Raw genomic sequence first — 21,247 nt, 5'->3', positions numbered from 1 at the left:
GGCTACATGAAGACACTGACCCTGACTAACAGCCGCCAGATGCAACCCTATCTGGACCAGGTCTGGGCGTTGCTGGTCGCCAGTTATGCCGAGGTGAGTGGCGGCCTGCACTATGCAGAGCCAGCGGATCTGCTGAGCAAGACCCAACGCTGGCGGCTGGTGACCTATCGTGGCCGGGTCATAGCCAGCACCCTGTTCAAGGCCAAGCGCGGTTGGAAACTGGTTGCCATGGCCAGCTGCCGACAACATGGCCTGCGGGCTCGTCATGCTCTTCGTCGCCTTATTTGTGCCGATCTGCCCCGAGCCTGGATGGAACTTTCTGAGCGCGCCGAACGCTTTGTTCTGCGTTGCTGCGGGGGGCATCACTACCTGATCCATGCCAGTCTGGCCGCAACCTTGCTGGACAAACCCGTAGAACCTGTCGCTGAGGATGGCTATCACTACCGCCGCACCGTAGCAGGGCTGCTGAAAGCCAAGGTCATCGTGGGAACCCCGCTCCCCTGCTAACCCCGCCCCCGCTTCGCCATGACGGCCCACCATTTAGCACGCCGCTAAATGCGGCCCACACGGCGTTATCTTGCCCCCCATGAAATGGACTCAGGAGAGAGCAAATGCAACTTCGTTTTGACTATATTCGCCAGTTGATCACGGTTTGGCTGGCCCACGGTGGTAACCGAAAAATCGAGCTTGCCGCACTGGAACCCTTGCTATGGCGAGATGGCAACCATCAATTGGCTGATCTCGTCGCCTACCTTAAAGAATGTGGTTGTACGGTATCGCTCACTACCAATGGCAGCCTGCTGGCTCGTCATGCGTTGCCGCTCAAGCAGGCCGGCGTTGATCTCGTACGTTTGAGCTGGCACACCATGAACCCCGACACCTTTGCCCAGATCACAGGTCAAAACCTATATCACCGCTTTATCGATGGTCTGGAGAGTGCTATCGCCAATAGGCTTCCTCTTGCCATCAATCGGGTATTGCTGAAAGGCCACTGCGCCGATCTGCCAGAGCAGATCGCATTTATTGATCGCCATCAGCTCAGGCTCAAATTATTGGATCTCTACTGGATGCCCAGCATGGCGGAGCAATATGAACGCTTTTATATCTCTCCACATGAAGCACTTAACCAGTTTGCCGATATCAGCATGCTGAATGCCCCTGGCCGTAGCGCAAGTCAGCACGGAGGACGTGACCGTATTCGCTATCAAACCCGGCACGGTGGCATTGTCGAGTACAAGTTAGGGGATGAGGCGCGCCGTGGCGCGCAGCAGTGCCGGCACTGTCCGCAACAGGCTGACTGCCTGGAGGGCTTCGCTGATTATCTGCGGGTATTTCCTGACGAGAGTATCTCGCTCTGCTATATGCGCAAGGAGCTTGGTCATTCGATGCCCTCTTCAGAACTGGCAACCCTGCCAGCCTGGCTGGCACAACATCAGCAGGAACTGCAGATGCCGCTGCGGCTGGTACTAACCGGCCAATGCAACTTCAACTGCGGTTTTCCTGGCTCAACCCGCTCGTGGTGCCTCAAGCAAGGGCGAGGGTTTAGCTTTCCGCCCCGTCAGCCTGCAGCGATAAATGAGGAGCGGATCTATGTCCAGAACGCTTAAGTTGCAGTTGCTCACCATGCTGCAACAGGAACTGCACCGGATGTGCGAGCTGGCCATCGCAGGTGCTCATGAAGCACAACAGGAGGCCAACTATCACATTGGCGCCATGGAATCGCGCTATGACACGTTCAAAGAGGAAGCACAATATCTGACTGAAGCCCAAAAATTGCGACTCCTGACACTTCAGGGACAACTGCAAGAGTGCGTTCGCTTGCATAGCCTGCTAGCAAAACAGCAACGCCCCTACCAGCACATTCAGCTTGGAGCCCTTATCACCCTGCTCGAGGAGGGGCAAGAGAGAGTGCAACTCTTTATTGCACCTGCCAGCCTTGGCAAGCCGCACGAATGCACACAGGGCAAGGTTATCTGTATTACACCAGATACCCCTGTTGTCTCCCCCGCCATGGGACTGACTGTCGGCGAGGAATATCAGGTCTGTATAGGCAACGCCATCAGGAACTACGACATCATTGCCATCGAATAATATCTTGGCACGTTCACCCAGCCCAATCATTTGCCAACAACACCAATTGGTCACACCACAAGCCCCCTATTCAACGTCCATAATATAGCTGTTCCCTAACAGGGTTGAAAAACAAAGGAGCCCATCATGTTCGAACTGTTTGAAAAATTGTTGGAGCAAGCCAAAGAGCTTGAAACTGACAAAGTTGTCATGCTCAGCGTTGTTGTCGTTGCTCTCGCCATTGTCAGCAAAGAAGCTAGATCTCAATAAATAGCATACATGTGTCGAGCACTATCAATGACGCATCGATAGTGCTCGGCCTCATTGGAGGATAATATGATGCCGCTCAATAAAAAAGAACGCAGCCACCTACCTTTAAAATAAATTTCTCGATTGTTAAACCATTTAAGCCTTAACAAAAAGTAGCCGCGTCTCAACACTACAGCATGGCTTCCTCTAAAATTCAACATAACATCCTTGATGTGTTAAGCAATAATCACCCACAAGAAAATATTAACCTTGCCTACATGAAAAAATTTAATGTCACGCCCTAAACAACTGTTCTTAATGGAGTGCTACATCTTGCCGAAAGCCTTTAGCGTAAGGAATTTGTGCAATCTGACGGCAACGCCTGAAATGACAAGGTTCAGCGACGATGTGTGATTCATGTCACCTGTAGAATCGGTACGAGTGCAGTGATCTACTATTCGGAACAGCAAGTTACAGTGATCTACTATTCGGTACAGCTATTTAGTTCAACAAGCTGTTATGCCGCAAGGGACATCAACAAACCAAGCCACCACCATTAAAATACCATTCTTCATGCCGGTTAATTCCAAGACTTGTTTGATGGCATATAAAGGGCCAATTGCCATATTATGGCAATTTTTATCGAAAATCCCCCCAGATTTTTGCATGCAAATCGTTATGGTTTTATCATGTACACAAACCCTAATCATTAAAAAATGGCGCTTTATAAAACAAGGCCTTAAGCTAATGAAACTACTATCTCAATGCCAAAAATCCGTGCCACTATATGGCAATGAACATTTTTACGCTGCTATATGGTGGCAGACACTTCTACCCAACGACTTGCTGAGCCTGTTCACCATACAGACAACTCAGAAAAACCATCAAATTATGAAGATAAAGCGACTGGATATGCAATAACCAACCCCTCCATACTCATCTCAGCATCTTGTTCCAAGATAGTACAATGGGATACCATTAATTATAACCAAGCCGCCCTTTTGCACCCAATCGAACCCCAACCAAAGGATGGCTTATTATTCATTTCATGTATACCTTCGACGCTATCTTGTAGATGTTCAAGAATTATACCTTTTCATTCTGACCTTCATTTACATCTCCTGTATTTCAAAATGAAATACGATCTATATAGAACACCATCTTAAACAAGATGAATGCTGAGTGATCACATATATCATCTCACTTAGTGTCACGCTGTGATGATATATTTTATTATTTGATTAAGGTAAGTGATATGACTATGAAATTTATCTGCTGGCGAAAAAAACCAATAAATTACGCATTGTTGCCCAGAGTGGGAATTGAATAATCCTGCATCTGAAATATAATGAAACAACGATTCCATCAATATCTAATTCTGGTAATTATAATATACAGACCTATTCAACTTGGCGAATCTGGATGTTATTAGTCACGCGGGAGATGGTGCGTGAGGCGGTGAGTCTCTACAACGTGGGGCGAGCGTATCATATGTTGAAATACAGAATCCCCGATGTGGAACATCGGGGATTTTGAGTGGAGAAATGCTAGTTGAAATTGTGTAAACCTATTTTAACGCTAGACACCCATCATGCTAGCGGCTTAGCTATCACTAGTTGATAGTCGGCCAAATAGCCTCTTATTGCACAATCTGGCTGGATAACAACACTTGCAACATCTGCTTTTGATGCTCAGCTATCTCATCCTCCTGCCAGCGACCCTTCTTTTTCATAAGCCTGATCATTGCGAGCAACTTGAGGCTATCAATCTGGTTGTTGGCAAGGCTCGCTTCAAAGTGCTCCTGCTTCTGTTGCGGCTGGAAGTTACTCAGGCGCGAGTTCTTGCTGTGGCTGATAAGGCAAAGGTTGCCAAACGAATGAAGTGCACTCTGCTCGACCGGTTTATAACCATCCATCGGATGCTGGGGTGAGAAGTGTTCCACCGAACTGCGGAATGTAAACTCGAAACGGCGATACAACTCCATATCACGATCTTTATCTTGATTTCGATTCGTAACCCACAGCAGGTAGTCGAGGAAATTGAAGACAAAGTTGTTCTCGATATGACCGAAGCGAAGTTTGGATGTAATCACCTCGTGCCAGCTCTCATCCACATTGATGGCGGGCAACAGGGCGTTATCTAGGTAGAGCATCTGATAATAGGAAGCCCCTTCACTCGGCGCCAAAAAGCGCTGGAAGACAAAGCGGCGAGCCTGACTTTCCAGATAGGACAGATAAGCCCCGGCCTCCACCGGTTGATCAGGGTGACAATTGTCGAACAGATATCTCAGTGCACCATTCAGCCAATGTTTGTAAACCAGGGTCGGGGTCGACACATGAAACGCCGACAGCAACATCAGGATCCGCCGGTTAACACCAGAGAAACCATTCTCATTTTCATCCTTGTCAAAGGTATTGATGTAACTGACGCTCTTTTCCGAATACCAGTGCAGCCGCTTCAGACTCCAACCATCCTTGCCATCGGCAAACTCGCGCTTGATGATGAACTGATCAAACAGATACTTGCTCTTCAACAGGCCATAGATAAAACGCTGAACTGCCGCCACTGGGTCCGTCTGCCCGATCACCCGCAGCTCAAACTGATCGACCAGTTGTTTATCATCGAGCGGCACCCCTTCTGTATTCATGGGGTCGCGGCTAACGAGTCGCAGTACATGGAGCAAAAAGTTGGAGAAGTTGATGACGCTATTAAAGCGCTCGGAGCCTGCACTCTCCTCCTCCACCTTCTGCTCTCCATCGAGATTGTCATCCTGCAAAATGGCCAACAAGGTGCGCCCCTGGCTGGCGTCAATCACATCATCATCGCTTTTATCTGCAGAAGGGGGGCAATAAGAGGGTGCCAGCAGATCAAGTAGATGGGCAAAATCCCGGGGAACAAACTGACCCCAGTCTTTCTCACCGAACAGGCGATGACGCTCCTCTGGGGTAAAACCGTACTGGATATAGCGCTCCATATTGGCGCAGGCATCCCATACCCGGGTCAGTGCATAAATGCTTTGGCGACGAGTCTCCTCCTCGGGTATCTTGTCGTTTAGCACAGCCATCAGCTTCGCCTTGATCACCTCATGCTTTTCCAGCTGTTCACCGCGATTGTTCATCGCCTCGAAGAAGTGATTGAGATCGGTATCCTTGGGTACCTCGATACGAGAGATCTGCACATGCGTGAAGAGGTAGTCACAAAAGGCCGTCAGTTTAGCCCCCACCAAACCAAGATCCGCCATTGCCTTGCCAATCAGTTCAAAACCGTTCACAAGACCTTCATTGAAGGCACTCCCCCGCAAATCGTGGGGAGCTACCCCCAGCCATAAGCGCTCGAAGGTATGCCTCGATATCGGGCGACTTTCAAAAGCGAGGTTGATGGTCTGATACCAGCTCATATCCACCGCACCGACCGCATCTTTAGGGGGGTGTTTGAGCCAATTGGCCAGCAGAGAGAGGGTAGTAAAGCGCTGCTGACCATCGATTACCTCGAAGCTACTATCGTCCCGGGCAAACACCACCAAGGTGCCGATATAGTAGGTTTGCGGTCCCTTGGCACCGACCGATTTTTGCTGATAATCCAGCACATCCTGCAGCAGCTGGGTGATCTCTCCCTCGCCCCAGGCATAGTTACGCTGGTACATGGGCACCAGATAGCGGGCGCTGTCTTCGAGCAGTGCACGGATGGAAAAGGGGCGAACGTCTGCATCACTCATAATATTTCATCTCCCGAAACAGTCCGACCAGCTCATCTTCGGTGCCACTTCGAATATTGTTCTGGTTCTCTTTCTTGCTCATGCTCGGCAAAGGGAAACCATGCAGGTCTCCCGGCAAACGGGCATCACGAATGGCACGGATCAGATTGTGCTCCAGCACGTAGTTATCCATGGTCGCCAGTTGCACCACCTGCTGGCGAATACGGCAACGATAGGCCCAGATAAAGCACTTCTCGATGGCCAGTGACAGCCCCTGGCTGCCGAACTTGTCGATATAGAAGATCAGGGCGCAGTCGAACATGGCCCGCACATAACGATCCCCAGTGCGGTGGCGCTTTGCATAACTGCCCAAGGTAAACAGAACTTTGCTAGCCATCGGCGTCAGCGCTTCGCCGAGCAGGGTGGCAGATTGCGCCTTACCGAAATCAGATTCCTCGACCACGATGGCGGCCACCCGCGTCTGGTAGTACTCGGCCATCTCGAAAAAGCGCCGACCATTGATGATCATCTGGTCGAGATGAAAGGGAAACGTCATTCGCTGGCCATCTATCTTGCGCTGGTACTGGCTGTTGTACTCATCGACAAAGTGGTGGGCGATACGCAGCGACTCCACATAGGGATAATGCCCCACCCGGTCGAGGTTGACCCCCTTGAAGAGATCTACCTCCCCCTTGCCAAAATAACGGGCCGACTTGCCCTCGGCCCACTGGCGTACCCGATAGAGATAGAGGGCGAACAGATTGGCCAGCTCATCGCTTGGCAGGCGCTCCCAATGGGCAACCGCCTCGGCCTTGAGGTTGGCCTCATGGTCAGCAAACTCGCGCAGGTGAAATGCCTTGAGCAGATCGTGGGGGGCCAAATCGCGCCCCCGGGCATTTTGTGAATCGAAGAACTGGAACGCCTCCGAGATATCCTGCAGCACAAAGCAGACTACCTGACAGCGGTTGAGCAGAAAGTCGATTTGCTGCTCGTCAAACTCAGGGCGGGCCACCAGCCGACGCAGTTCCAGATAGTTGCGTCTGAGGTTTAACTCCGAATCACGGCTGGGGAAGTGCTGGCGCTGCATAAACGCATCGATAGGTCCCCGCAAGGCCTGCAATTGCTCACGCAGATCCTGACGTTGAAACCGGATACTCTTCTCTTTGCCATTGCGAGTTTCGTTATCCAGCCCCCCGATAAGCGCCTTGACGGTCAACATCAGGGTCAGTGTGCGTTGCTGACCATCGACGATATCAAGCATCTCGCCCAGCTTGCTATCGGTGTGCTGATGAAACACCACCGAGCCCAGCCGGTAGGCGCTCTTGTCCTGATGGGTCGCCAGATCACTGAAGAGATCCGAGATATTCTTGGCGCCCCAGCGGTACGGCCGCTGATAGCTTGGGATAGCCAGTTGGGGAATGGCCAGCAACTGGCGTACCGACCGCACCTGATTATTGATGCTCTCCATCATGCCTCCTGCTGTAGGCGGATGCAGCCGGTCAACAACCACTGCATCAGCCCCTGTTTCAGGAGGGAGGAGTAGAGTTCGTTCTTCTTGATAGCCATGAGTCAGGTATTCCGATAAGAGTCTGTGTACACCAAGGGGCCTGTAAAACGAAAAGAGGCAGAGATTCACAACCTTGCCGGTTACGGAGCCAGAAATTGCCGACGAGTTTACCCATTTGGCCCCGTTACAACCATGCCTGATATCACATCAGAGTGTGATCGCCGACCGTTTGCTGCAAAAGCCATCATTTGCCTTCAAGCAAGGGTGGCGGTGTACTCTCGCCACGGCATTTGAGTTGCCCCAGCGAGTTGGTTCGGCAGACGGTGCCATCGGAGGCACGCAGGTTACCGAGACTATCCTCACGCCACGTCACCCGTTCGCCGGTTTTGGCATTGCTGCCACGCACATGGCCCAGTGCGTCTTTGCGGTAGGTGGTGCCATCGCTGCCCTTGAGGTTGCCCAACGGATCGGTGCGCCAGGTGATGCCGGAACCCGAGTCGTTGATGTTGCCCAGTGCATCCTCACGCAGAGTGCCCTGTTTGCCATCATCACACTGGTAGATAGTGTTGCCCAGCGCATTCTCCCGATAGGTGCAGGCGTTAGGCCCAGCAACAGGGCGATTAATGACAACGGGCGTGTCGCTAACCAAAAGCCGGGTTGGTTACTCATCGCATATCCCCTCTGATGTGAACTCGGCTGACTATACCGGGCCAACCGCACAGCTTCGATACTGGGGTTTTGCACATGTCGTGTTTTCAGGCGGATACAACTTTGACTCTAAAGAGTGTGAACAAGGAGCTCACTGCAATAATTTGAGCCGTGTTACTCTAGGCCAAATGGAACTTGCCTGAGGGATATCATGCCGATACAACCACCCCCTTCTACTTATCGCTGTCCAACCTGTGGCTGGCACAAGACGGTTGTTCCCAAGAGCGATGTTATGGTACGTGGCCACACCTGGTTTGAGGCCTGTCCAGAGTGCCACCATGCCCCACTGGAACAATCGTCGGCCACCATGGTGGAGCTGGCCATTGCAACGCTGAAGGGTGTCATCCGCAAGTAACCGCTGCTATCACCACATTGCTATTCCAGCCAGTTCTTCATCAACCTGATGATCAAGCAGCAGGACAGAGAGTATGGTTGTCAAAGCTGGCTATTCATCTGATCGAGAAGGAGATCGTCGTTGAATTTTGAACAGTTGAAAACTCGTCAACGGACTCTGCGTGAACACTCTCCCAGCAATCTCAACCTGCGAGTTCATCGTGCCTTAAGCTGGCTGCAACGTGCTGAAATGGCCGAAGATGAAGATGGCCGCTTTATCTTTCTCTGGATTGCATTCAATGCGGCTTATGCCACTGAAATCGATGACGATCGTCGCCTCTCGGAACAGGAGACCTTCAAAGGCTTTCTGGAGAAACTGTGCGACTTGGATGAGCACAAAAAGATCGAGCATCTGGTTTGGCAGGAGTTCTCTGGCAGTATCCGCATACTGCTGGATACCCCGTTTGTACTGCAAGGCTTCTGGGATTATCACAGCGGCAAAATAAGCGAAGCCCAGTGGAAGGAGCGGCTGGCACAAGGCAAGAAGATGGCAAACCAGGCCCTCGCCAGCAGCAACACCCCACAGTTGCTGGGCGTGGTGTTTAACCGCCTCTATACCCTGCGCAACCAGCTAATTCATGGCGGTGCGACCTGGAACAGCTCGGTCAATCGCAAACAATTGAAGGATTGTGCCAACCTGCTCGGCAAACTGGTGCCGGTGATCATCGAGTTGATGATGACCCATCCCGATACCCTGTGGGGAGATGCCTGTTATCCGGTGGTTGAGCTGGCTGGTTAATCATCCGCAAGATGGCGGGCTGCGATGGCCCCGCGGCTTCAATCCGTCCGATCTGACAGATAGAAAGCCCCGGCTAACAGACCATAGACCAACCGCACCCGCTCATCCCTGCCCAGCTGCACACCGAGTAGCACTTCGCCGCTTGCCAAGTCGTCACCATGCCAGAAGCACCAGAGGGCTGCCTCCACTACATCCAGCCAGCTGGCATGGCCCAGCTGATTGCGTGACTTGCGCAGCCAGCTACCACGCACCACGGGGCAGCTATTCGGGGATGTGGCCGCAATATCGTGCCTCACACTCTGGTCTATGACGGGATCCGCTGGATGCCTCCCCTCACGGCCGGGAGCAGGAGCTAGAGTGGAACACTCAGGTGACAGCTGTAGTCGTTCCCAATCCAGGCCTCAGCGAGGGTCAGCAGGCAATCATTGCCAGAGACAATACCATGACAGGGAACCAGCAGTTGATTAACCAGCGCATCCCTTTGATGCACTACGCATTGGAGCGGATGCAGGTGAGCTATAACGGAGAACATCAACGACATCCCCTGCTCTACCCGCTGGTACTGGCCAACCGGGAGGAGCTCATCCAGCAAAGCTGTACCTTCAAGCTCAAGAGTGCGGATTTGCTGACACAACTCAGCTCGTCTGACAGACACAAAAGTAACAACGGGTAAAGGGAATGAAATTCAAAAGAAAAATTCCCGAGCAATGCTCGGGAATTTTTAGATAAGAAGCGACCGCATTAGGGTCACGTGTCAGCACACACTTTACTGACAAGCCCCTAGCAGCTTCCAGGGACCACCTTGGTCCGGCTGGTTATTGGTGTTCCACCACTTGGCCTCATAGATGTTGCCGACATAGGTCGCCTTGTCACCGGTGTTGTACACTTGGGTGCTGTTCCAGGAGGCCGGACAGGCACTACCCTTCTCGAAGCTCACTTCAAGGCGGTGATTGGCCGCCAAGCTGGGGAAGGTATAAGCGCTCGCCACCGGTTGGGCCGCGCCATCGACGGTGATACTCTTCACTCGATATCCGGGATCAGGAATGAACGCGAGTGTCAGTGCACTTCCCCCTTTTGCCTGAATAATACCTGCAGTATCCGGTGCAGGAGAGATAGTGCCACCGGTGCCGACGACACTGGCACGAATGTCAAACATCACGGGAATATCGATCGTCACCTCTTTGTACTGACCGCTGAAGCCGGAGAAGTTCCGTTCAGAGAGACTCTTCACATCGGCATTGCGCAGGATAACGATCTTCTTGTCACCCTTGGCAAACGGCTCGAGCAAGGTCAGCTCGGTGTTGGCGCCATTTTGAGTCAACTTTACAGCAGAAAATGGCACTGGCTGATTGCTCGGAACTGTCAGCACCGTTTTTTGCGGATTGAAGCTGTTCACCACCAGCGACATATTCCAGCCCCAGGTTTTGTGGTCAAGCGGCACGATAAAACCCAGACGATCAAAGCTGCCGGTCACGTTGAGGAACATGTCAGGCGACAGGTCGGCCAACGTCAACCCCATCAGCTCATACGAAGCATAAATGCCACCGTCATCGGCTTGGGGACCAATCACCACCGAGGAACTGGTCTCATAAGCTTTGAGATGTTTGAACCCAATCCCCGACGAACCCTCGATACGATCCACCTTGGGGTCAAACTGGGCGACGACCTGCTTGCCTGAATTCCACGCCAGCGTGTACACCATGGACTGAATGATCACTTGTGAAGGATTGGCCAGTACATCGCCAACATTGATGTTGTTCAAAATAATTTTTTGCCCAGAAACATCGATTTCAGCGCCATTTTTCCCTTGAGTGACCATCATGGACGCCAGAGGTAATTCGCTGGACCACCCACGTAGTACGATCTTATCCTTGCCGATAACAAAGTCGGTAACCGTGGTGATAGAGCCCCTCTGCTCATTGAGTAGCAACTGGTTTTTGCCACCCCCCAAGATCACGGTGTCATTCCCCCACCCCGCCATCAGTACTTCATCGTAAGGGGAGCCTTGAGTGACGCTGTCACCCGGTACATCAAACAGCGTGTTGTAACCGCCAAACTTATGCACATATTTGGTGATACAAGTTCCCTGCTCGTCACACGTGATCTTGTCTTTGGTCAACAGCTCGGCGGTTCCCCACGCTCCACGCAAGTGAGCTGCGGCCAGGATACCGGACATAGTTGCCTTGACCGTTACCTGTTGCCCGTTATCATTCGTATCGGTCCAGCTTTTCGACAAGGCCTGTGCCCAGGTCATATTGGCATCTTGTAGGAGCTTGCTGATGACCTTGTAGTTGAAGTGCATGACATCCCGGATCACCAGCTCCTGTTTATCGGGCTTGATGAAATCGGTGAAATTGTTGACCCCGTTCTTGCCGATAAAATGCCCTTGCCAGCGGTTAATATCCGTTACGTACACCTGATTACCGCCTGATCCCGGGATTTCAGCCAGCGCCTCAGTTTTACAACCGATCCAGGTCGAATCGGGCACAAACATATAAAAGCTGTCGTATTCCTTACCTGCAATCTGTACTGTCGGCGGACTGTAATAGCCAGCATCTATCATTACCGCCTCACCCAGTTGATACCCGACAAATCCCCACGCGTTCATCGAGCTATACTGCATCAACTTGAACATGCCCGGGTCATGCGGGGTATTTTCGTTATAGATGCTGCCAAGACCCAGCTTGGTAAAATACTGTTTTATCGTGGTGGGTTCTTGCACCATAGTCCCTGTGGCGCAGTCCCTGACCAGTCGACCAGGTTTGGTGACCTTGGCGTAGGCATAAACGGGGTTATCCAGATTATCGAGGTAAAACTGGCTCTGTGCTGGATTGATACCGGACTCAAAATTTCTGAGACTATCGAGAAACTCCTGCATTCCTCCAGTTGAGGCTGATGCCGTGGTTGCAAAAAATATGCACCCTAATAACGGAATACTTAATCCATGTTTCATCTAGCAACTCCTGATTAATGATATAAGCCTATCTCACCAGCATAAAAAGTGAGGTGTAAAGAACATAATTAGTGTTTATATATCGTCGAACTAGATCTTTATAGGCGAACCAAATTCTGGCATGGGAGCATTAAAGAATTTGGCAACACTGGCCCCCACATCAGATAGGGTATCACGAACACCTAACTCAAGCCCCTTGGATTTATGGCTGAATAACAATATTGGCACCATTTCTCTTGTATGAAGAGAATGTCCGATAAAGGGATCGTTGCCATGATCAGCCATAACAATCAAGAGGTCGCTTATGGACATAACGTCCAAGATCTTTGACAATCCGGCATCAGCTCTCTCGAGCGTATTCCAGTAACGTCCAGCATTTTGTTGGTGACCGGAAAGATCCGTTTCCTGAACATTGAGGCAGAAAAATGCATTATCTTCCCGAATAACATCCCGCAGCAATAAATCAAACAGTGTATTGGTATCGACTACTCCTGGATATGAAACACCGTGTTCATTCTCTACGATATCGGCGACTTTACCATATAAGAACGTCTTGATTCCAACCTGATTAAGACAGTGTGGCACTTGTGTCGATGGATCAACTCCATAGCCAAGGTGAATAACCTTAAATCCGTTATTATAGGCTCCGGAACGTGGAGCATTGACCCCAATAAATGCTATATTTCCGTTTTTGTCTGGTTTGGTTTCTATGGCTGAATAGATGTCATCCATTGAATCAACCAGTCCACCAAACGCTATGTTTCGTCCAGCGTCATTATATTTTCTGACTACTCTCCCGATTTTCACGACGTCATCGAATGATATTAAATTAAAATTGGCTGTAATGTTATAAACCTGTCCCAACTCGGCCTCAAGGTTATCCCCAATCACGACACAGCTGTTGACCTCCAGTAGGGCAAGCGCATCGCGATATATTCGGTTGACCTGGTATCCTGCGGCAATCAACCCCGCCTCTATCTTGTCGATATATGTACTAAAGGGGGCTTGTAGCGGTGCTCTCGGTTTGGTCCCCATGATCTCTTGATGCCCCATAAAGGTGTCACACCCTTCATGGCCCAACATTGACTTACCCCAGTTTGCAGCCTGGCTACGTTGCATCACTGAGTTGACGGGATACACCGTATTCAACAATCCAAGCCGTGCCAACGTCGGCAGATGTTTATCTGAAAAATGCTCAATGAGCTTTCTTGCTGTATTGGCACCGTGATCCTGTGGTCGCTCGGCCAGTACATCCGGCATTTCGCCGATACCAAAGCCATCGAGGACGACAACAATAAACCTTGCCATAATCCCTCCCTTACAACTCTCGCCCTTGCGAATCATAGAGTCCGATGATTTTCGGGGTCCCGGTCGATATTCCTGAAACCAGCGCAACATCACTTCTGGTCACAAACACCTGAGAGCGGAAAGCCATAATAACGGGTGTGCCGACGGGACACGTTCCCGCCAACTGGATGTGGTAATCGATGCTGCCATCATCACCTGCCACAAAAGGCATGAAGCGTCCGTGTGGATCTGAGCCATCCATTGCCAGTGCGCCACGAATACGTCCACGCCGATAATATCCACCACCATAGCAATAACTATTTCCGTTATGCTGATGAGATATCTCACTCAAATAAAGCATTGCAATTTTTTCTGGCTGTTCCCCATTCTGATTTGATGGAATCGTACCGGTCAAGGCATGTCCCGGTTCGCCATGCGTCCCACCTCGAGAGGCCATTAGCGGTATCGTTTCACAACTAGTTGAAGACGGAACATTGACCTGTGTTATCCGGCAACCCATTCGCTCAGCCTGCTCTTTGGCAATCATCGTTGTCCTGAAATTATGCGTGGCCACGGTCACATCTTTATCTTCATCATAGAGAAAGCAGGGAAAATGAGTGACCCCCGCTATAGCGATATTCGGTAGTGCTGACAATAATTGGATAACCTCATCCAGCTCACTTAGTAAAAACCCAGACTCCTGACTAGGATAAATAATGTCACCATGCTGATAAAACTTGACCATAATCTTTTGAACTACATTCGCGTTAACTGCAGCAGATGAAATCTCCTTGGCCTTTTCAATAGAATAAACGGTGATAATCTCTGGTTTGGTAACACTCACCAATTCATGGACTATCCCAGTAGGTGGTTGAACCAAATGCCCAACATGACTAACATTTATTCCCAGATCTGAATAATGGCGTGCTTCTTTGAAATCAACACAGACAATACCATCATAACCTAACTCATCGATCAGCAATTTTGCTAAAACGGGATTGCGTCCAAATTGCTTCGTCATCGCATAGAGTGTGACCCCATACTCATCTGCAGTTTTTTTGATCACCCTCGCATTTTCAACAAACTGGTCGACATCAATAATATAAGTATCAGGAAGAATTTGGTTGGATTTTAATAATTCAGCTGCACACTCTATAAATCTCGGATTTTGTCTTTTCAAAGCATCAAGAAACATCTTCGCTCACCTTATAAATATAGCTTACCCGGCCCAATAGTTTTCAGGCTGTCAAACCGGGTGACCCTGGGGTCAGATATTAAAAATTCCGACGATATGGAAAATATTGAGCGCAACACCAGTTAATATGGCAGCGAGAGCTGGAGCCGCAATTTTTAGTACAGGACGGCCCATCACCTCATTGAGGAAGAACAAGATAGTGAAAATGGTAATCCCGGTGGTCCCACCCATTTTCATCACCGCCAGTACCCCACCGATCAGGAGTGCAAATTCCATCAGCGTGTTCATCGAATTACGGATATTATCCGAGGCATTACGAATAGACGGGAATTGTTCCAGGAAATGGCCAATCCGACGCAGCAAGAATACTTCCGCACAAATGGTCAGGGCCCCCAGCACCGCTGCAACAGGTACGTTAGGTGAGAGATAACCGACCACAAACACAAAAGTCATCCCGACCACACCATATACACCAGTGGCTAGTGCAGTGGTGGCAATCAGAGGCACAAACCCAAGCCCGCGCATGAATTCTGAAAGAGCAACCTGGTTGATTGCCGTCTGCTGCGCGACAGGATCGGTCAACTTGTAGGCATCGGCAAGCGGATAGATAGAGACTTCAGAACCAGCAAAATAACCAGCGTTGACAACCACAGCAACCAGCGCACCGGTTGCAGCTAGGAACGGCAGGTTTTTCATGATGCGCTTGGTGCGTTCTTCAAACAAACTGTGCATACCCGACATATCAGGCGGCGCGATACCATTTTTCTTATCGTTGATGTCTTTGTATATGGCAGTCCCCACCAGCATCATCATCCCAACGAAAATTTGCAGGGACTCAGGATAAATAGTGGTAAATTTCATCGTGGCCAGCCGAGCCAGCACAATAACTGCAGCCGAAATAGCACCAGCTTTCCAACCGAACTGATAAAAGATGGCGAGCAGCGGAAACAGTGCAAAAGCGGTCATCACTGGCGTACCCAATTCACCTAACGCGCCAACCGCATCGACAGGCAAGCCTGTCAATACAGCATTCACACCGGAAAGAGAGGTAACAACCAGAATCCCCCACAAACCGCCAGCTAATGCGGCTTGCCAGCGCCGAGCCATCATCACACCAAGAATGTCGGTCGGTAAAAAGAGCAACCAAGGGTTTAGAAGACCTGTGGAAAGCGTAAACGAAATACCGACTGAGGCGACGAAACCAATCGACAAGCCAAACGCCACGGATCCCGCATCACGCCGCGACATATTTCCTTCGACGACTTGGGGTAGAATCGGCCTGATTCCGTCATGAAATACCGATGCACTCATATTGGCCAACAGAGCTGTCATGGCACACAACAGAGTGACTAACCCTAATTGAATAATGTCCATTTTTGTGCCCTCAATTGGCGGCAAGCTTGGTAATTAATAAAGGAATGGCATGTTCGACATGTTCCACTGAAAGACCAAACGCCACCTTGCCCTCTTGAATAAACTTCTCCACCTCTTCGGGCTTAGCTTTGATGGAAGGTTTAGCAATAGTGCAACTTTTCGGATAACCGATAATGGCGATAGCGATTGATAGTGCAGCCCCAGCACCGGTATTACAACACCCGATGTAATAATCCAGGACTCCCGCTTTTACCTTCATGGCGGCATCCATGTCATTGAGAATATGACATTCAAACTCCCCCGGTGCAGCGTGTTCAATCTGCGCCTTTATCTGCTCACGTTGCAATCCAGCAATCCCTATTTTTTTCATTTTTATATCCAGCCTCATTTAAAAAAGTGGTAAGGGGTAAGACGTAACATTTGTTCTATTTGAGTTTTACTAATACCTGACTCAAGTAACTGTGGAATAAAACTTTCCACCAGATAACAAAATCCAAGGCCTCCATTTTTTTTAAGGTGTGATTTTCTAGTTATATCCATAGACAGCATGACTCTATCCAACAAATTCCTGCTAGCCAATTCTTTCAGCATGTTGATTCTCGACGAATCAGGGAAGTAACTGTTCTTGCCGATAGTGTCAAACTGAACATGACAACCCTGTTCGATCAACCACAAGATGTCATCCAGATTATTTTTAAGATCGCAATGACCGATAGTGACCCTTTCCATTGCGACCGCATACGACTTGAATAACTTCACCTGTTCTCTTGCCATGGTGCTCATGGAAAGGTGGGTCGAGATTGGGCGGCCGGTCTCATAATGCGCCATTGCTGCAGCTTCAAAGACTTTTCGCTCCGTTTCGGTAAATGCGTTCTCGCTACTACCAATTTCCCCAATGACACTAGCTTTAAGTGCACTGTCATCGATACCCACCGTGATTTCATGCACTATCTCACCGCATATCTCGCGAGCTGACATACGGTATAGCTTCTCGGGGAAGAAACCTTCGATGTAATAACCTGTCGACATCAGGATATTCATGCCGGTATCCTGCATTATATTTTCAATAAAATGAGGATTTCTCCCCATAAAACGATTTGTCATCTCGATGATATTAAGCACGCCATACTGTTTGAGTGCAATAAGCTCATCCAGGATCGACGCATAACTATCAAGAAGACAATCTTCATCCCTTTTCTGTGAAGATAGGTCAATGTGCAGATGTTCATGACAATAGGTGTAACCATCGAGGCTAATCGACATTACATACCCTCCTGACATGAGTAGTGCAGTGATAAAAGATTACTCAACATAAATGACTTTTCACTCTCCGGAGCTGTCGCAAGATCAATTTTATCAAGCAGTCTTTTGTTGAGCACATCAATATCATGGAAGAATGGATCTTCCTGCACTTCATCAAACAGGGTTGGATCCATGCCTTGCTCTATTGGTGTTCCTGACTTAATCCGATCAAATGCCCTGGCCAGATGGACAATCATCATCTGGAATTGTTCGTTATCATCACCAACTGGAAAACTCTCCCTGAGGTCTTCCATTACCACTAAACATGCTTTTAATGCATCATGACTGATCACATCGGCTGACCGGAGTAACTGTAATCGCGCTATCACTGCATATCTCCATATTCAAATATTAATAACTTGGTATCAACTTCCCTTCAATTACTAAACGCTGATGGACCAATAGTTGATGAACATCAAGTAACTTACTAATTAGCTCGCTGACATGCTGGCTCTGGCGACCGACAAGAATGACCGCCTGTGATGCTTGGCGACATTCATCAATATGCTGGAGCGATTTTTCGCACAGCCCCGATACATTCATATCGATGGCCTCGGGCAACCACACGACCGCATCTATCTGCCCGGAAACGAGATAACTCAAGCTGTTGGAATAGTTGATCTCGACAATTTCAATTTCTTTTTCTGCAAACGCCTTCTCGGTCAGAATTCGCTGATCAGGAGATGCCGGATCGACCCCCACGCGTTTGATAGTCTCATATTCGTTTTCCCGATAAATCAAGCGATGCTCGAGTGAATAGGACTCTACCCCCAGATCCGCTAAGATCTTAACGCTACTACCCAATGTTCCAGCAGCAAGCTTGGACATAATGGCTAGGTCATAGACACCCTTTTTCAAGCATTCGGCACGGACATCAGCGCCACGCATATGAGCAAAGTAGAGTGGCAGGCTGCCAAGTTGTGCCTTCAATCCACTGGCCAGGCCCTCGTAGTGCTTTGTATAAGGCAGCGGCATGGCACACACCACATGGCTGATGCCGGAGTAACGGACAAGCTTTTGATAATCGAGTTGCCGAATATAAGTGCCATTACGCCCCTGCTTACTCAAGCTGACCGCCTTGTCATTTTCCAGCGTGGTAAACGCCTTCTGTATAAATCCAACCGATACACCAATCTCCTCTGACAAGGAATCTATGGTCCTCAGACGGTCGTCAGGCCGTGTCGTCATGAGATACTTTGCAAGACATATCACTGCCATGCCTTCTTTACTGATGTATGCGTTTGTCATCGTCTTTATCTTCATTATTTTGAATAAATAATACAGCATAGATTTCATCAAAAGCCAAACGATTGCTCAATTTTGTGAGCGCCTTCATAACAAATCGGATAAGAGAGAAGCTTCCAGGAGACAATGAGAGCAACATATGCTCTACAAAAATGCCAATAATGACGCCATAAAACAACAATAACACCATAATTTAGTTGAAAAACATTAAAATAAACCTGAAATTATAATCAGATGAACTAACTTCAACTTCGGTGTTTGATCCTATAGAACTGTCTCCGAGAGCATCAGATAGACAAGTCAAAACAATCATAGGCGTTGTTTCCCAAACCAAGCAGCAACTGCCCCAGCCTTTGGTGACTGCTACATTCGGGGCTGTCTAACGGGCAAAACCCTGAGTGTTCAGTTTGTTTATGGCGCTTACATACGTCATTACTTCTCCCACTTGGCCGTTGTAGTTACGCAGACTGATTTTCCCAGCCAGCAACTGTTTGAACCGATACATCGCCGTCTCTGCCAGCGAGCGACGGTGATACCCCAATATCTTCTTCCAGTGCGCCAGCCCTTCCTTACGCATCACCAGCACGGCCTCATTTCTTGGGTGCCCCTTTTTCCAGAGTCCAGCGTTCTTGCGAGACGGGATACAGGCTGCTGTCGGCCCTTTGCGCGAGATAAGCTGATGGCTGGCTTTGCTGTCATAGGCGTCATCCTCATAAACACGTCCTAGCTTGCGCCGCAGTGGGTTGAGCAAGGTGGGCAACACCTCGGTATCATGGACATTTTCCAACGAGACTTGTGCTGCCACGATATTGTGAGTGGCCGGCTCTAGCGCCAGATGCAGCTTGCGCCTGACTCGCCGCTTCTCGGTGCCGTGTTTTCTGACCTTCCAATCGCCTTCACCAAACACCTTCAGCCCAGTTGAGTCGATACCTGGTCGGTAACCTTCGCTTTAAATGGCTGCCGATACGCCACCGTCACCGTGCTTACCCGCTTGCTGGCACCGCTATAGTCCGACCGACATAGCGGCACATTCATCAACGCGAACAAGGAGTAGAGTATTCCCTGAGTGGCCAGCAGAGTGAGGTTGAAATTCCCCTTGAGCATCTAAGGTGCAGATGCTCTGGTCGCTGTAGAGCTGGCTGCGGTCCCGTAGCCCGTGATGGTCTTGATTAAACCAGTTGTGCATGGCATCGGTATCAACCCAGAAGGTGAGTGAACCACGATTAATCAAAAACTTGTTGTATTGAGGCCAGTTGGTGATGGGATGAAGCGACGTGCCCATGATGCAGACTTGAAGAGGATGGATCACCAAGTCCTCAGTTAGTTCCATTCAAACGGTATCGATCTGGGAAACAATGTCCGTAATAGAGCCAAGCCAGACCTGTCCAGTTGTTTCATATTTGAAACACCACATGCAGAAGTTCGTGGACATAAACTGCAGAAGTTCATTTTCCTGTTATATTTAAATCACTTGCTGAATAATTCAAACAAACTCACTCGAGCCTGAAAGGCTCCCCCATGTAGAAAGCACCCACCAGCAGACCATAAACAAGCCGCACTCGCTCATCCCTGCCCAGCAGCACACCGAGTAGCACTTCGCCGCTTGCCAAATCGTCACCATGCCAGAAGCACCAGAGGGCAGCCTCCACTACATCCAGCCAACTGGCATGGCCCAGCTGATTACGAGACTTGCGCCGCCAGCTACCACGCACCACCAAACCAGTATTCGGGGATCTGGCCGCCAGCATCCGCTGCTCCATCACGCTTGGCGTGAGTCCATCCAGCTTGGCCTGACGGCTGCCACGCCCTCCTCGCAGCAATTTGTCGAGTAGCAGCGCCAACAGACGAAACGCATCCTGATCTTCAAAGCTGGCATCCTCCCCCAGCAAATCGGCTGCACCGGTCATCAGTTGCTCACGCCCCAGATAGATGGGCTGTGACGTGCAATCCAGTCGATGTTGCTCGACATGGATAGCCAATGCCGTCACCACCGCCAGTGGTGAAGTCTCACCCCTTTGGTGACACGCGCCTTGGGCAAGCAAAGCGGTCAACGCCTTGGCCCGCTCGGCTGACAGCAAGCAATAGATCCCCCTGATCAGGGGCATGGCCGCCTGACCTGATAACAGACTTGAGTTCATAGCGCCTCAGTGACGATCGCGTTTGAAGTGAGTGGTTTTATGACCGACGGTGACAATCTCGCCGTTTTGCAGGACCAGATAGTGACGGCGCAGCCGCTGGCAGCATTCCGCTGGCAATCCGTACTCGGCTTGCAGCATGGCAACTCCTTTGCGATCGAGATAAACCAGTTCGCGCCCCTGGTGATAAGAAGAACGTCCGATGCTCAGCAGCAGCTCTACCAACTCGGGAGCAATACCGCGCTGCTGCATCCGGCACGCGGCGTGATGGCTGTAAGCACTATCCAGCTTCCCGTTCATGACATGCTCCTTTGGCGCTCATTTCGATGGACTCATTATATGTAGCCTGTATACTCATGCCGATACTGGTTACATAAACATGTCGCATTTTGGAGC

At 49.9% G+C, this 21,247-nt stretch carries 22 protein-coding genes and 1 pseudogene; 7 read left to right on the top strand and 16 right to left on the bottom strand.

Annotated elements, in window-relative coordinates:
• The first annotated feature begins 6 nt into the window (after positions 1–6).
• The 4 genes from AAHA39_RS02755 to AAHA39_RS02740 all read left to right on the top strand — a co-directional run bounded on the left by AAHA39_RS02755 (position 7) and on the right by AAHA39_RS02740 (position 2,340).
• Positions 7–507, top strand: a complete 501-nt coding sequence (locus AAHA39_RS02755) for a hypothetical protein (protein WP_088869031.1) — start codon at positions 7–9, stop codon at positions 505–507.
• 104 nt (positions 508–611) lie between these two features.
• Positions 612–1,607, top strand: a complete 996-nt coding sequence (locus tag AAHA39_RS02750) for a radical SAM protein (protein ID WP_320656808.1) — start codon at positions 612–614, stop codon at positions 1,605–1,607.
• Positions 1,591–2,091, top strand: a complete 501-nt coding sequence (locus AAHA39_RS02745; protein ID WP_320656809.1) for a hypothetical protein — start codon at positions 1,591–1,593, stop codon at positions 2,089–2,091. Before AAHA39_RS02750 ends, AAHA39_RS02745 begins: the two co-directional genes overlap by 17 nt.
• Positions 2,092–2,217: 126 nt before the next feature.
• Positions 2,218–2,340, top strand: coding sequence for a hypothetical protein (locus AAHA39_RS02740; protein WP_320656810.1), 123 nt, complete (start codon positions 2,218–2,220; stop codon positions 2,338–2,340).
• Positions 2,341–2,825: 485 nt separating this feature from the next.
• Here AAHA39_RS02740 and AAHA39_RS02735 read toward each other — a convergent pair whose 3' ends face one another.
• The 4 genes from AAHA39_RS02735 to AAHA39_RS02720 all read right to left on the bottom strand — a co-directional run bounded on the left by AAHA39_RS02735 (position 2,826) and on the right by AAHA39_RS02720 (position 8,169).
• Positions 2,826–2,987, bottom strand: a complete 162-nt coding sequence (locus AAHA39_RS02735) for a hypothetical protein (protein ID WP_320656811.1) — start codon at positions 2,985–2,987, stop codon at positions 2,826–2,828.
• A 971-nt stretch (positions 2,988–3,958) separates the two neighbouring features.
• Positions 3,959–6,034 carry a DUF262 domain-containing protein gene (locus tag AAHA39_RS02730; RefSeq protein WP_320656812.1) on the bottom strand — a complete coding sequence of 692 codons (2,076 nt, stop codon included), beginning with the start codon at positions 6,032–6,034 and terminating at the stop codon, positions 3,959–3,961.
• Positions 6,027–7,484 carry a DUF262 domain-containing protein gene (locus AAHA39_RS02725; protein WP_320656813.1) on the bottom strand — a complete coding sequence of 486 codons (1,458 nt, stop codon included), beginning with the start codon at positions 7,482–7,484 and terminating at the stop codon, positions 6,027–6,029. The genes AAHA39_RS02730 and AAHA39_RS02725 overlap by 8 nt, the downstream gene beginning before the upstream one ends.
• A 280-nt stretch (positions 7,485–7,764) precedes the next feature.
• Positions 7,765–8,169 carry a hypothetical protein gene (locus AAHA39_RS02720; RefSeq protein WP_320656814.1) on the bottom strand — a complete coding sequence of 135 codons (405 nt, stop codon included), beginning with the start codon at positions 8,167–8,169 and terminating at the stop codon, positions 7,765–7,767.
• A gap of 210 nt (positions 8,170–8,379) precedes the next feature.
• Here AAHA39_RS02720 and AAHA39_RS02715 point away from each other — a divergent pair, with 210 nt between their 5' ends.
• A complete protein-coding gene (locus AAHA39_RS02715) occupies positions 8,380–8,583 on the top strand; it encodes a hypothetical protein (RefSeq protein WP_139443821.1) in 204 nt (67 codons plus the stop codon).
• Positions 8,584–8,703: 120 nt separating this feature from the next.
• Complete coding sequence (locus tag AAHA39_RS02710; RefSeq protein WP_320656815.1) at positions 8,704–9,360, top strand: HEPN domain-containing protein; 657 nt, start codon at positions 8,704–8,706, stop codon at positions 9,358–9,360.
• Between the two features lie 38 nt (positions 9,361–9,398).
• Here AAHA39_RS02710 and AAHA39_RS02705 read toward each other — a convergent pair whose 3' ends face one another.
• Entirely contained in the window at positions 9,399–9,656 is a 258-nt protein-coding gene (locus AAHA39_RS02705; protein WP_320656816.1) for an ADP-ribosylglycohydrolase, read from the bottom strand.
• A gap of 146 nt (positions 9,657–9,802) precedes the next feature.
• Between AAHA39_RS02705 and AAHA39_RS02700 the strand changes: the two genes are divergently transcribed.
• On the top strand, positions 9,803–10,033 hold the full coding sequence (locus AAHA39_RS02700) for a hypothetical protein (protein ID WP_320656817.1): 231 nt from the start codon (positions 9,803–9,805) through the stop codon (positions 10,031–10,033).
• A gap of 93 nt (positions 10,034–10,126) precedes the next feature.
• Here the strand turns inward: AAHA39_RS02700 and AAHA39_RS02695 are convergent, their stop codons facing one another.
• The 11 genes and pseudogenes from AAHA39_RS02695 to AAHA39_RS02645 form a co-directional block, all read right to left on the bottom strand.
• The gene (locus AAHA39_RS02695; RefSeq protein ID WP_320656818.1) at positions 10,127–12,313 is read right to left on the bottom strand and encodes a carbohydrate-binding protein; all 2,187 of its coding nucleotides are present in this window, start codon (positions 12,311–12,313) and stop codon (positions 10,127–10,129) included.
• A gap of 90 nt (positions 12,314–12,403) precedes the next feature.
• Positions 12,404–13,621, bottom strand: a complete 1,218-nt coding sequence (locus tag AAHA39_RS02690) for a phosphopentomutase (protein WP_320656819.1) — start codon at positions 13,619–13,621, stop codon at positions 12,404–12,406.
• A 10-nt stretch (positions 13,622–13,631) separates the two neighbouring features.
• Positions 13,632–14,795 (bottom strand): alanine racemase, encoded by a 1,164-nt coding sequence (locus AAHA39_RS02685; RefSeq protein ID WP_320656820.1) that lies wholly within the window; start codon positions 14,793–14,795, stop codon positions 13,632–13,634.
• Between the two features lie 72 nt (positions 14,796–14,867).
• Complete coding sequence (locus AAHA39_RS02680) at positions 14,868–16,169, bottom strand: YhfT family protein (protein WP_113739467.1); 1,302 nt, start codon at positions 16,167–16,169, stop codon at positions 14,868–14,870.
• 10 nt (positions 16,170–16,179) lie between these two features.
• On the bottom strand, positions 16,180–16,539 hold the full coding sequence (locus tag AAHA39_RS02675) for a DUF2620 domain-containing protein (RefSeq protein WP_320656821.1): 360 nt from the start codon (positions 16,537–16,539) through the stop codon (positions 16,180–16,182).
• 14 nt (positions 16,540–16,553) lie between these two features.
• Positions 16,554–17,432 carry a phosphotriesterase family protein gene (locus AAHA39_RS02670; protein WP_320656822.1) on the bottom strand — a complete coding sequence of 293 codons (879 nt, stop codon included), beginning with the start codon at positions 17,430–17,432 and terminating at the stop codon, positions 16,554–16,556.
• The gene (locus tag AAHA39_RS02665; RefSeq protein WP_320656823.1) at positions 17,432–17,800 is read right to left on the bottom strand and encodes a hypothetical protein; all 369 of its coding nucleotides are present in this window, start codon (positions 17,798–17,800) and stop codon (positions 17,432–17,434) included. Before AAHA39_RS02665 ends, AAHA39_RS02670 begins: the two co-directional genes overlap by 1 nt.
• 22 nt (positions 17,801–17,822) lie before the next feature.
• Positions 17,823–18,767, bottom strand: coding sequence for a GntR family transcriptional regulator YhfZ (gene yhfZ, locus AAHA39_RS02660; RefSeq protein ID WP_320656824.1), 945 nt, complete (start codon positions 18,765–18,767; stop codon positions 17,823–17,825).
• 312 nt (positions 18,768–19,079) lie between these two features.
• Positions 19,080–19,998, bottom strand: a pseudogene (locus AAHA39_RS02655) (IS5 family transposase).
• A gap of 211 nt (positions 19,999–20,209) precedes the next feature.
• Positions 20,210–20,854 carry an ADP-ribosylglycohydrolase gene (locus AAHA39_RS02650; RefSeq protein ID WP_320656825.1) on the bottom strand — a complete coding sequence of 215 codons (645 nt, stop codon included), beginning with the start codon at positions 20,852–20,854 and terminating at the stop codon, positions 20,210–20,212.
• A 6-nt stretch (positions 20,855–20,860) separates the two neighbouring features.
• Entirely contained in the window at positions 20,861–21,151 is a 291-nt protein-coding gene (locus AAHA39_RS02645) for a DUF4258 domain-containing protein (RefSeq protein WP_320656826.1), read from the bottom strand.
• Between the last annotated feature and the right edge of the window lie 96 nt (positions 21,152–21,247).

The sequence above is a fragment of the Aeromonas sp. SE22 genome (assembly GCF_038739755.1).
Lineage (GTDB): Bacteria > Pseudomonadota > Gammaproteobacteria > Enterobacterales > Aeromonadaceae > Aeromonas > Aeromonas jandaei.
Note: the sequence above shows the minus strand (reverse complement) of the source record. Positions and strands in the feature narration are given on the sequence as shown.